Source organism: Rhizobium sp. JAB6, from assembly GCF_003024605.1.
Lineage (GTDB): Bacteria > Pseudomonadota > Alphaproteobacteria > Rhizobiales > Rhizobiaceae > Rhizobium.
Window position 1 is genome coordinate 218,808 of record NZ_PYJQ01000001.1, and the last position, 11,791, is coordinate 230,598.

General features: G+C 60.7%; 9 protein-coding genes. All 9 read right to left on the reverse strand.

What is annotated here, in order from left to right; all coding sequences use genetic code 11:
• Nucleotides 1-41: 41 nt before the first annotated feature.
• Nucleotides 42-1,571: an ABC transporter substrate-binding protein gene (locus tag C7U61_RS01100; RefSeq protein WP_106996307.1), complete on the reverse strand. Its 1,530-nt coding sequence runs from the start codon at nt 1,569-1,571 to the stop codon at nt 42-44.
• A 156-nt stretch (nt 1,572-1,727) separates the two neighbouring features.
• Nucleotides 1,728-2,645 (reverse strand): LysR family transcriptional regulator, encoded by a 918-nt coding sequence (locus C7U61_RS01105; protein ID WP_106996308.1) that lies wholly within the window; start codon nt 2,643-2,645, stop codon nt 1,728-1,730.
• Between the two features lie 15 nt (nt 2,646-2,660).
• Entirely contained in the window at nt 2,661-3,659 is a 999-nt protein-coding gene (locus C7U61_RS01110) for a P1 family peptidase (protein WP_106996309.1), read from the reverse strand.
• 262 nt (nt 3,660-3,921) lie between these two features.
• A complete protein-coding gene (locus tag C7U61_RS01115) occupies nt 3,922-4,116 on the reverse strand; it encodes a hypothetical protein (RefSeq protein WP_015338438.1) in 195 nt (64 codons plus the stop codon).
• A 510-nt stretch (nt 4,117-4,626) separates the two neighbouring features.
• Nucleotides 4,627-7,554: an aminotransferase gene (locus C7U61_RS01120; protein WP_106996891.1), complete on the reverse strand. Its 2,928-nt coding sequence runs from the start codon at nt 7,552-7,554 to the stop codon at nt 4,627-4,629.
• Between the two features lie 135 nt (nt 7,555-7,689).
• Nucleotides 7,690-8,241 (reverse strand): hypothetical protein, encoded by a 552-nt coding sequence (locus C7U61_RS01125; protein ID WP_106996310.1) that lies wholly within the window; start codon nt 8,239-8,241, stop codon nt 7,690-7,692.
• 99 nt (nt 8,242-8,340) lie between these two features.
• Complete coding sequence (purU, locus tag C7U61_RS01130; protein WP_106996311.1) at nt 8,341-9,225, reverse strand: formyltetrahydrofolate deformylase; 885 nt, start codon at nt 9,223-9,225, stop codon at nt 8,341-8,343.
• Between the two features lie 153 nt (nt 9,226-9,378).
• Nucleotides 9,379-10,614 carry a hypothetical protein gene (locus C7U61_RS01135; protein WP_106996312.1) on the reverse strand — a complete coding sequence of 412 codons (1,236 nt, stop codon included), beginning with the start codon at nt 10,612-10,614 and terminating at the stop codon, nt 9,379-9,381.
• A gap of 91 nt (nt 10,615-10,705) precedes the next feature.
• Nucleotides 10,706-11,785: a glycoside hydrolase family 5 protein gene (locus C7U61_RS01140; RefSeq protein ID WP_106996313.1), complete on the reverse strand. Its 1,080-nt coding sequence runs from the start codon at nt 11,783-11,785 to the stop codon at nt 10,706-10,708.
• Nucleotides 11,786-11,791 lie beyond the last annotated feature (6 nt).

An 11,791-nucleotide genomic window follows, 5' to 3' on the forward strand; every position in this document is an offset into this window, starting at 1 on the left:
GGCGAAGCGATCCGCCCATCCGCGCCTGCAGGCAAAAGAGCTCAGTCTTCCCAGGAAACGTTGGTCAGCACGTTGGAAGGGATCGGTTCGTTCTCCCAAAGACCCTTCAGCTTCTTGTCCCACACTCCGAGCTTCGGCATGACGAACAGGAAGAGCGCCGGCACATCCTCGGCAAGAATGCTCTGCGCCTCGCCATAGAGCTTGTTCTGATCGGCGGGATCGGCGGTGAGCTGAATCTTCTTCATCAGCTCGTTGAAGGCCGGGTTCTTGTAGTTGAAGTAATAGGGATCGCGCGAATAGATATCGATATCCATCGGCTCGGCATGCGCGACGATGGTCATATCGTAGTTGCGGCCGGTGAAAACGTCCTGCACCCATTTCGCCGGGAATTCCGTCGGCTCGATGTTCATCGTCACACCGATATCGGCAAACATCGCCTGCATCACCTGGGCGCTGCGCGGCGCATAGGCCATCTGGGGCGTCTTGATGGTGAAGGTGAAACCATTTGGATAGCCGGCTTCAGCGAGCAGCGCCTTGGCCTTGGCAGCGTCGTAGGACAGCGTGCCGGTCAGGTCCTTGTAGCCGGGATCGTTCGGCGTGTAGTGGCTGCCGATCGCCGTGCCGAAGCCGGACCACGCGCCTTCGATGATCGTCTTGCGGTCGAGCGCCATCATCAGGGCCTGGCGCACGCGCTTATCGTCGAAAGGCTTGCGGGTGTTGTTCATGCCGGCTACGACCTTGAGCTCGGTATTGCCGATCTTGGTCGTCAGCCTGGCATCGCCCTCGAAGGAGCTCATGAGCTCCGGCGCGGCGAATTCCGGAAAGGCATCGAGATCGCCGGCCTTCAGCGCCGCGGCCTCCGCCTGCGGCTCGGAAATGAAGCGGAAAGTCACTTTCTCCAGCTTCACATCGACCGATTTGTTCCAGTAGTCGGGATTCTTGACGAGGTCGACATGGTCGCCCTTCGTCCAGGCGGAAAATTTGAAGGGTCCAGTGCCGACGGGTGTCGTCTTGTCGTTGGCGGAGGACTTCGGCCCGACCATGACGGAGCTCGGCCAGCCTAGCCAATAGAGTAGGCTGCCGGTCGGCGAGGACAGATGCAGCACAAGCGTTTCCGCATCCGGCGTGTCGATGGAGGCGATGGTCGAGAAGAAGCGCTTCTGCGGATTGACGGAATCGGCGCCGCGGGCGCGATCGAGCGTAAACTTCGCCGCGGCCGAATCGAAGGCCTCGCCGTCGTGGAATTTCACGCCGGTCTGCAGCTTGAACGTATAGGTGAGGCCATCGGGCGATCTCCCCCAGCTCTTGGCGAGCTGCGGCACGATCTTGCCGTTTTCGTCTATGGCAACCAGGCCTTCGAAAATATTCTGCCAGGTGACCTGGCCGATTGCGACGGGCGCGGCGATCGTCGGGTCGAGTCCCGTCGGCTCGACGCTCATGCCGAGATTGAGTGTCGTCTTCGCGGCCTCGGCCTGTGTCAGCCCCATCAGCAGCAGGCCCGCAGAAACTGTGGCGCCATAGGCAAGCCGGCGCGCGACGTCGCCCAGGCTCGGACGTGAAAACTTGGTCATGTCGGTTCCCTTGCTTTTGCCCGCATGTCCGGCTTCCCTCCGGCCTGCGGTCTTTTTCCGGATAGTGTCATCTCATAGGCGCACACACAATTCCGAAAATGTGTGCTCGGTGTAGCCGAAACCGCTGCACCGCTTTCGTTCTTTACCGCGTTTCGTTCAATCCTGCCTCCTCCCGGCGGAAAGTTGCTGATGCATGAAGCGCTCGATGAAGTCGAGCAGCTTGCCGGCGGCGAAGGAGAGCTGGCGATCGGGCGCGACGCAGAGTTCCACCGGTGTTCGTACCCCTTTGCTGCCCGCAACGGGCCGTGCGACGAGCTGACGGGCCTCGATCTCTCTTTGAACCGTCAGCGCCGGTAGCATGGTAATTGCTGCGCCGCGCAACACCAGTTCCTTCTGCATTTCCAGCGAGCCGGTCTCGAAGACGGGGTCGAGCGCCAAGCCCTCCTGCTCGAACAGCGCGTCGAAGGCCTGTCTTGCGCCGAAGGAGCGATCGGGAACGGCAAGCGCGTGCGCCGCGATTTCGGCAAGCGTGATTTCTTTCGCGGCTGCCAGCGGATGGGAGGACGCGGCGATCACGTCATAGATCAGCTCCGAACGAAGGCGCACCTGAATCCCGGACAGCGGCGGAGCAAACAACGTCACCGCAACATCCGCTTCGGCATTTTTGACGGCTTCGATGGCGCCGCGGGCACTGGTGATGGTCACTTCGAAGCGCAGACGCGGATAGCGCAGGATGAACTCGGCCAGCGCCGGCGCAAGGATATTGGCGACGGACGCGCCATTGGCATAGATGCTGACCGTCCCGCGCTGCAGGCCCTTCAGGTCTTCGATCAACTGGTGAACATGATCCAGCTCGCGCAGCGTCCGGCCGGCGCGCTCCGCCAATAATTCGCCGGCGGCCGTCAATTTGATGCCGCGGGCGCTGCGCTCGACCAGCTGCGTGCCGAAGTAATATTCGAGGTTCTCGATCTGGCGGCTGATGGCCGTCGGCGCCACGTTCAGGTTTTCGGCCGCCTGACGCATCGAATTGGTCCGCACCAACTCGTCGAAATAGATCAGCGCGCGGATCTGCATGCGCGATGCCTCCCGCTAGAGGCCGAGTTTGGCGAAGCGGTCCCGCCACGCCGCTTGCCCATCTTCGACCGGCAGCGCCGTTGCCTCATAGACGCCGCGGGCAATCGCGCGCGCCATGACTGTCGCGGCGAGATGGCAAAGCTCCATGAAACTTGGCATGTCGTCACGGGCATGTTTGCCGGTGGATGCTGCAAACACGGTGTCGCCGTCGAGCGGCAGATGGGTCGGCAGCAGGGCGCGGGCAAAGCCGTCATGGGCTGAGATAGACAGGCGGTGAGCCTCCGCCTTGGTCAGCTGTGCATCGGTGACGACGGCGCCGATGGTTGTGGCAGTGACATTGGTGCCCTTCAGGCGCAGGCGCGAATCGGTCACCTGCGGCATGCCAAGGCCGCCGAATTCGCCGTTTTGCTCGAAGGGAGCCGCCCAGAAATGCGGGCCGTCGCCGATGGTGGCGGAGCCGAGCGCATTGACGGCGACGATGGCGGCGACCCTGTATCCCCTGCTGCTGACGGCACTTGCCGAGCCGAGGCCGCCCTTCACCGTCGCCGTGGTGGCACCGGTGCCGGCACCGACCGTGCCGAGCGCGAACGGTTCTTTGCGTGCCGCCTTGAAGGCCGCATAGCCGAGATCGCGATAGGGCGAATGCAGCCCCCAATCCTTGTCTCCGCCATTGATGAGATCGAAAAGGATTGCCTGCGGCACGATTGGTACCAGTGCATCGCCGACCTTCAGGCCGCGCCCGATCTCTCTCAAACCTGCCTGCACCCCGCCGGCGGCGTCGAGCCCGAAGGCCGAGCCGCCCGAGAGCACGAGAGCATCCACGGTGCCGACCGTCATCGCGGGATCCATCAATGCCGTATCCCGCCCGCCCGGCGCGCCGCCGAGGACGATGCAGGAAGCAACTGCCGGTTCGTCGAAGATGATAGCGGTGACACCGGAGCCGAGCGCAAGGTCGGTCGAGTGACCGACAGCGACGCCTTCGACATCGGTCAGGAGATTGAGGAGGTCAGCCAATGAAAAATCCTTCGCCGTTGCAACGCGAGGCCGTCATGGCGATAGGATCGTAAAGAGGGTGAAAAGACAAGATGGGTTTATTCAACCCAAGCGGTCCGGAACTGAAGGCTTTGGAGCTTCGGTATTTCACAAGGAGCCGGCGCGGAAGCTTCCTTCGGAGGAAGCCATGCGAAAGGCCTCAAATAAGAAACCCCCACCCTGATTTTATCAAAGGGTGAGGGCTGGGATGGGAATTGAGTAAAAGCGCAGGCGATCCGACCCATCAAACATGGATCGGCTTGGCCTGTTGGCGGGAAAGGAGATCGCGGATCGCGAGCTTCACTTCGTCCGCATTTCTGAAATGCTGCTCGTCCAGATCATGGACATGATACTTTACGGCGATGAACTTGAGCCGATCCTGATCGGGAACGACGATGCCGACGGGAACGCCGGCGTATTCGATAACTTGCTTCTTCATAAATAGACTCCCTCTGCGCACGCACGGCGCAGACATGGCGAACTGACTGTCTTATTCCGGGAAGGAGGACGAACGTCACATTCGACAGCACGGGCGGGAGCGCGCGCCCGAACGGTCATTGCCAAGCACGGGCCGCCCAAGGAACGAAGCAATGACTTTTCTATTCAGCATGTCACTTCCTCAATTGGCGTTGTACTTGTCAGGGCTCCAGTGGCGGAGCCCCGCGGTTACTGCACCGTTATCCACTATATTAGTAGATAATAGCGACTTCATCTTCAGAAACATATTCTGAAAGATGTCAAAATATCGACGATCGGGAAAATAAAATTCCGAACCTTGCGGGTCGCAGGGAAGGTTATCTCAATTGCCTTCGCATCGCCACCCGTGCCGGCAAGGCTCGCCGATCACCGGAACACAAATAGGAACTGCCGCGAGATTCGACAATGCCCCGGCGCATTAAAATTCACGCGCCGCTAAAACACCTTAATGGTTAACGGCGCAGCCGGATCGTCAAAATCCATCCTCCAGCACCTTTTCCAGCGCTTTCACGAAAAAATCGGCGCTCTCGGGGGCGAGGCATAGCGGCGGCTTTATCTTCAACACATTCAAGTGATCGCCGGTCGGCTGCATGACGACTCCGAGCTCGAGCAGGCGCTCGCAGATGGCAGCCGTCTCTTCGGTGGCAGGCGCCAGGCTTTCGCGGTCGCGCACGAATTCGACCCCGAGATAAAGCCCGATGCCGTGCACGGCGCCGATCAGCGGGAAGCGATCCATGAGAGCAATCAGCCCCACCTTCAGCCTCTCGCCGACGACGCGAGCGTTTTCCTGCAGGTTCTCATCCTTGAGGATGTCGAGAACGGTGAGGCCGGTAATGCAGCTGACCGGGCTGCCGCCGGCGGAGGAGAAGAAATAGCCTTCCTTTTCCAGCGATTCGGCGATCTCGCGTCGAGTAATGACGGCGCCGAGCGGATGGCCGTTGCCCATGCCCTTGGCGATGGTGATGATATCGGGCATGACGCCCTGGGTTTCGAAGCCCCAGAAATGTTCACCCAGCCGACCGTAGCCCACCTGCACTTCGTCGGCTATACAAAGGCCGCCGCGCTGGCGCACCGCATCATAGACACCTGCAAGATAACCATGCGGCAGCGCGATGCCCCCGGCATTGCCGTAAACCGGTTCGGCAATGAAGCCGGCAAGCCCCTCTCCCTTCTCATCGATGTCCTGCAATTGGGCCGTAACGTCGTTGAGATAATCGATCCCCGAATCCGGACCGCGGAACGGTCCGCGATAAGTATTGGGAGAGAGGACGGGATGCACCCAATCCGGTCGCGTCGTCAGCGCCCGCGGATTGTCGGCAATCGAGGTGGAGACAGCATCGCTCGCAACGGTCCAGCCGTGATAGGCTTCCAGCAGGCAGAGCATGTTCCTCTTGCCCGTGTGCGCCCAGGCGAGACGGATTGCCAGATCATTGGCTTCCGAGCCGCTGTTGACGAGGAAGACGCGGTCGAGTCCATCCGGCGCGAGCGCTGCGAGCCGCTCGGAAAACTCGGCGACGGCCGCGTAATGGAAGCGGGAGTTGGTATTGAGCCGCGACCATTGCTTAGCAATCGCCGCCGTCAGACGCGGATGGGCGTGGCCGAGCGTCGTCACGTTGTTGACCATGTCGAGATAGCAGCGTCCCTGCGTGTCGAACAGGAATTCACGCCAGCCGCGCTCGATCTGCGGCGGGGCATCATAATAATGCTTCTGCGGCTTCGCGAAGCGGGCATTGCGCAGTGACAGCAGCGTGGATGGATCCGGCCGCGGCGCTTCGCATGCCGGATTGAGGAGAACAACAGGCGAGGGGGAGATGGCCGACCAGCCCTCCGCCTGATCCGCCGTGGCAAAGAGCGGCGGCACGAGGCCGGGCACGCGGCAAAGCTGGATGCGCAATCCCCCCATTGCCGAACCCTCGCTGCCGATGGTTCCGATCGCTGCGCCTTGCCCGATGGCCGCGCCGTCCTCGAGAGAACTCTCGATACCGTCGAGATGCAGGCTGATTTCTTCACCGACCAGCACGAAATGCTGGCCCTGCCGTTGCAGAAGGCCCGGGAAGGGAGCCGCAACCGTCGCGCCGGCCGGCAGGCAGATATCGCAATGCAGAGCGAAATTCTGCGGCGGCGCCAGGTTAAGCGGCGCGGCAAGCGAGAGGCGGAATTCACCATAGCGCGTCGCGGCAGCCCCGGAGGCGATTGCCGTCTGGGCAAGCAGCCGCCAGTCCATGTCCGGCTTCCGCCAGTTGCCGTCGGCAAAATCAGGGCCAGTGACGGAAAGATCGATCGCGGCAATCTGCGAGGGATCGATGTCGGGCAGCAGCGGCCCCCAGCCATCGGTCGCGATCGGCGCGACATCGAAGCCGATCGTCTTGAGGATCGCCGCTTCCATCACATCCGGCTGTGCGCCGGTTGCGACATCGAAAATCTCGCGTTCGAAATCGAGATTGCCGCGCACATAGTCGTTGTCCGGATCGATGGCGAGCTGTTGCTCGCCGCTGGCGGCAAGGATGACGGCGCGTGCGACGATCAGGGGCCAAAGCGCCTTGGCCTCCGCTTCCGTCAGCGGATAGACCGCATGATAGGCCTTGATGGCAGGAAGGATGTAGAAGGGGTTGCCGTCCGCGTGGTGCAGCAATGATGCGCAGGTGACGGCGAGATCGCCCACCAGCCAGCCCTGAATGATATCGCCGAAATCGATGACGCCATCGGGGACGGGTTGTCCATGCGCATCCGGATGGCTGACGACGTTGTCGTCCGTGACATCGTGATGCACGGGCTGCACGCGCAATTGGCTTGCAAGCGGCTGGATGCGCTTGACGGCAGCCACCATGGCCTTGGCGATGCGATCGCGTGCCTCGTGGTCCGTGATCGCCGACAGAAGCTGTACGGCGACCGGCCCGGCGCGCCGCAGGTCCCATTGCAGGTTTCGATGAAGGCCAGGATGGTCGAAATCGGCAAGGTCTCGGGCAAGCCGTGCCGAAAGCGCGCCCAGGCCGGCGGCTGCGGCAGGCGGCAGATGCTTGCGCCGCGTCAGCGTCCGGCCCGGGAGAAAGCCGAGCAGGCGAACGAGATAATCCTGTTCGCGAAGGGTAACGGCGAGAATGTCGCGGCCATTGAGAGAGGGCACGACTTCAGGCACGCGCGGCGCATCCGGTTTGGCGTGCAGGTGACGGATGGCGGCATTCTGCGCTTCCAGCTCGACCAGTTCATATTCGGGCCGGCAGATCTTCAGCACATAGGCGTTGTCGCCGGCATCGATGCGATAGTTGCGGTCCTGCTGGCTGCCGAGCTCGGTCAGCGTCCCGCTCAGGCCGTAATGCGTCTGCAGGATTTCGGCTGCCTCTTCCGGCGTCACGTCCGGTCTCGGCAGTTGCATACGGTTCACGAGCGTGGCGTCGGCCATGGCATCCCCCGGACGGTTCATTTGCATCGACACTAAACCATTCCATATTAAAGAAAATTACCCAAAGCAGATAGGGCTGTCGAGCGATGGGGAGGAAGATAGGCCACGGAATGCGGGCCGGCCAGCCGTAACGGCCTATTCGACCTCGATGGAATAGCTGCAACCGGCAAGTGTCTTGCCGGGATGGGTATCGACCGTGGAGACGCTGAGTAAGATGCGCGTTTCCAGCACGGTGTCCGAATTTGCCTGCTGATCCTTGTGTGACAGGATGACCTTCTCGCCGAGAAATTTGTTTGGCTGGTCGATCGAGGCCGTTACGTCTAGCTGTTTGGCCAGCGGAAAAGGATTTGCCTCGTCGAATACCGCAAGCGGTCCGGTGGAGGTAAAGACGATCCTGTTCGTTCGCCGTCCGAAGACGGTCACAGGCGTCGAAAGCTGGAATTCCCGCAAAAACGGATTGTCCGACGGCAGTTCACTAGCCCCCAACTGCTTCATGGCCTTCGTGCTTTCCGGTCCGGTCAGCCACAGGGCGAAATTATTATAGCTCGGCACGTCATAGGTCGTGCATTCGATCAGCTTGGCGAGATCGATCTTGGAAGGGTCCTGTTCCGCCGTTTCGGCATGGGATGCCGGCGCAGATAGCAGGAACGCCGCGAGCAGCAGCGTTCCATTGCGGTAGAATGACATGTCCTCTCCTTGATCTCCGGGGCGATTCGACAGCGGTGATATCAAATCGCACTTCGGAGCGAAAAGGAAAGAAGGTGGCCTAAATCGAGGCTCGGCGCCTCACCCCATGCGCTCTGAGGCATAGGAGCCGGGGCTTGCCGGGAAGACGACGGTGCGGTTGCCGTTGAGGAAGGTGCGGAAATGGATATGCGCATGGATGGCGCGCGCCAGCACCTGGCTCTCCACGTCGCGGCCGATCGAGACATAATCCTCGGCCGACTGCGCATGCGTGATGCGTGCCGTGTCCTGCTCGATGATCGGTCCCTCGTCGAGATCGGCCGTGACATAATGCGCCGTCGCCCCGATCAGCTTCACGCCGCGCTCATAGGCCTGCTTGTAGGGGTTTGCCCCCTTGAAGGACGGCAGGAAGGAATGGTGGATGTTGATGATGCGGCCCGACATCTTCCGGCAGAGCGCATCCGACAGCACCTGCATGTAACGCGCCAGCACCACGAGTTCGGTGCCGGTCTGCTCGACGATATCGAGCAACTGGGCCTCGGCCTGCGGCTTGTTGTCCTTCGTCACCTTGATGTGGTGGAAGGGAATGTCGTGATTGACGACGACCTTCTGGTAATCGAAATGGTTGGAGACGACGCCGACGATGTCGATCGGCAGCGCCCCGATCTTCCAGCGGTAGAGCAGGTCGTTGAGGCAATGGCCGAAGCGCGAGACCATGAGCAGCACCTTCATGCGCTTCTTGGCGTCATGGATCTCAGAAACCATGGCAAACTTTTCCGCGATCGGCTTGAAGCCTTCCACGAGGGCCGCCTCGCCGACGCCTTCTTCCGAGATGAAGGAGACGCGCATGAAGAACATGCCGGTATCGAGGTCGTCGAACTGGCTGGAATCGACGATGTTGCAGCCCTGCTCGGCCAGATAGTTCGAGATCGCCGCAACGATCCCACGTGTCGATTTGCACGCCACTGTCAATACATAGCTCGTCATGTCTCTTCTCTTCTATCCCGAGGATGTCCGTCTGCTTAGATGAAATCGGAGGACTGGGAAATACCTCCCCCCAGCCATGTTTCGACGGATATTTAGGCAGGATGACGGGCAAAAAGCCGTTCCCGTTGCGTCTTCGAACGGCGCATCCCCGCCTTAGCCGGTGGTTGCCAGCGAAAGCTCTTGCGGCCGTTTTGCCAGGCTACCCTCGTTGAATTTGAGGAATCCTACAAGAAGCCAGACGAGCCCGGCCGTCTTCATGGAGAAGATCGCCGTCGAGCCGATCATCAGATTGAGGAAGAGGAAAAGGGAAAGCGCATGGCCGAGGCGCCGCTGATTGACCGTTTCGCCGCCCGGGTAGAGCGAGGCGTAGAGCCAGAACAGAATCAGGCCGAAGATGGTGGCGCCATAGATGATGTAGACATATCCGCTGTCGAAAAAGATGCCGACCTGATCGAGCTGCAGGCCGATCGTGCTCTGCAGGTCCATGCCGAGGAAGGCCTTCACCGTGCCATTGATGCGCCCGACGAAATTGTCGCCGGTCACGTTCGGCTCGAGCGCGTGGATGACGAAACCGGCAACGATGATCCCGGGCATCGTCAGCAGGTCGAGCGTCTTTGGGAGCCATGGATAGATGAAATAGCCGGCTACGCAGATGAGGCTGAAGATCAGCATTGTGCGCGTGTCGTTCGTCAACAGGATCAGCACGACCGTCGAGAAGAATAGCAGCCGTTCCAGCAATCCCAGGCGATTGGAAAAGCTGATCAGATACAGCACCATGACGCCGCAGAAATTGGCGAGCGAGACCTGCTCCAGGAAGATGGAGGACGACCGGTGGTCGATCAGGCCGAAGGAAAACCGGCCCTCGAAACCGAGCGCGCCGCGGAACAGGCCGAGATCGCTGTAGGTCGCCGGCGGCACGCCGCGCGTATTCTGGAAATATTCGGCCGGATGGAAAAGCGCGACATATTCCTTGACCGAGACGATTTCACAGATGAGCACGGCAAGCACGATGAAGCATGAAATCTTGAATGCGAGCTTGACGGTGCGCTCGTTGGCCAGCCGCCCCATGATCGAAAAGGCGAAGATGATCATCACATTGCGAAGATGATCGATATAGGCCTGCTTGTTGATGGCCATGACGAAAACCGTCAACACGATCGTCAGCAGCAGATAGACGAGCGGCGCTATGTCCTCCTCATAGATGCCTTTCGTCAGCAGATAGGTGAAGGCGGCGACCTGCAGCACCACTTCGGACAAGACGACCGCGCTCGGCGTCAGCGGCGTGATATTGTGATTGATGAAGGCCAGGATGCAATTATAGCAGACCGCCAGCAGCGAAATCGTAAGAATGACGAAATTGATCGGCTGCTTTTCGCCTGAACGTTGCATCAGATATCCGGGGTGGTGGCGTCTTCACTGGCGGCGGCAGCATATCAGGCCGATGATTCGCGACAAAGGGCCGCCGGCTGCCCGTCACCGGTCATTTCGCCGTCTTGACCAGCGCGCATGAGGCGGCTAGCGACGCCTTTCGGCTCAGGCTTTCGGCAAGAACCTTCATCTGCGGCTTGTCGCGGCCATTATGCGGCTGGATGTTGAGCGGCTCCTCCGGCGACCACCAGTCGCCGGCAGCCCAGTAGGTCCAGCCGAGCCAGACGTCGCTATTGGTCTCCATGGTCCGGATCACCCGCCTGAGGCCATCGAGGCAATCATCATTGGCGGCGACGCCGAACTCGCCCAGAAATCCGCGTTTCCCGTTCTTGCGCAGCCAGTCGGTGACGTCGTTCATGCCCTTGACCGCATTTTCGGTGCCATCGCAGACCGGGTGCGTGCCGGAACTGTCGGAGTCCAGATATTGGTGGAATTCGAAGGCGTAGAAATCGAGCGTGTCCTGAACGCCGAGCATGACCGTGCCGTTTGCGCCGCCGCCAAGCACATCGGCCGACCAGCTATGCGCGCCCGTCCAGTTCGTGCCTGGAACGAGGATGAGATTGCGTGCGCCGACGGTGCGGATGCTGCGGATCGCAGTATTGGCAAGTTCAAGCCAATCGGGCGCCTTGAGGTCGTGCGGCTCATTCATCAGGCCGAAGGCCACGCCCTTGCGGTTGGAGAATTCGATCGCGAGCCGTGCCCAGAAATCGCCGAATGCCAGGTCCGTCGCCGGAGGCTGCTTGAGCTGGGTCTTGTCGTAATAAGCATAATTATGGGGATCGAGAACGACGGACATTCCGTGTTTCTGGATGAGATCGACGACGTCCTTCAGGCGCTTCAGTTCGTCCCCGTCAAACGGCGCCCCGAGCACCGGCTGAAGCCGTTCCCAGCGGAAGGGCAGGCGGATCGTATTCATGCCCTTTTCGGCAAAATAGCGCACGGTCTGTTCGGACGGATAGGTATAGTTGACATTGATGACCCCGCCGCGTTCGCCATATTCCGCGCCGGAGAGATTGACGCCGCGATAGCACAATTGCGAGGCGGCAAACGCGCCTCCAACGTCGGTCGTGAAAGCAAGCAGAGCGGCCGCCACCAGCAGGCGTCGCAGAGATTTCGTCATCGATGCGGTCATTGCATT

What these genes read in the sequence shown, in the direction of transcription:
- C7U61_RS01100 (WP_106996307.1), bottom strand. Translation starts at nt 1,571, where the DNA reads ATGACCAAGTTTTCACGTCCGAGCCTGGGCGACGTCGCGCGCCGGCTT.
- C7U61_RS01120 (WP_106996891.1), bottom strand. Translation starts at nt 7,554, where the DNA reads ATGGCCGACGCCACGCTCGTGAACCGTATGCAACTGCCGAGACCGGAC.
- C7U61_RS01135 (WP_106996312.1), bottom strand. Translation starts at nt 10,614, where the DNA reads ATGCAACGTTCAGGCGAAAAGCAGCCGATCAATTTCGTCATTCTTACG.
- C7U61_RS01125 (WP_106996310.1), bottom strand. Translation starts at nt 8,241, where the DNA reads ATGTCATTCTACCGCAATGGAACGCTGCTGCTCGCGGCGTTCCTGCTA.
- C7U61_RS01105 (WP_106996308.1), bottom strand. Translation starts at nt 2,645, where the DNA reads ATGCAGATCCGCGCGCTGATCTATTTCGACGAGTTGGTGCGGACCAAT.
- C7U61_RS01140 (WP_106996313.1), bottom strand. Translation starts at nt 11,785, where the DNA reads ATGACCGCATCGATGACGAAATCTCTGCGACGCCTGCTGGTGGCGGCC.
- C7U61_RS01115 (WP_015338438.1), bottom strand. Translation starts at nt 4,116, where the DNA reads ATGAAGAAGCAAGTTATCGAATACGCCGGCGTTCCCGTCGGCATCGTC.
- purU (WP_106996311.1), bottom strand. Translation starts at nt 9,225, where the DNA reads ATGACGAGCTATGTATTGACAGTGGCGTGCAAATCGACACGTGGGATC.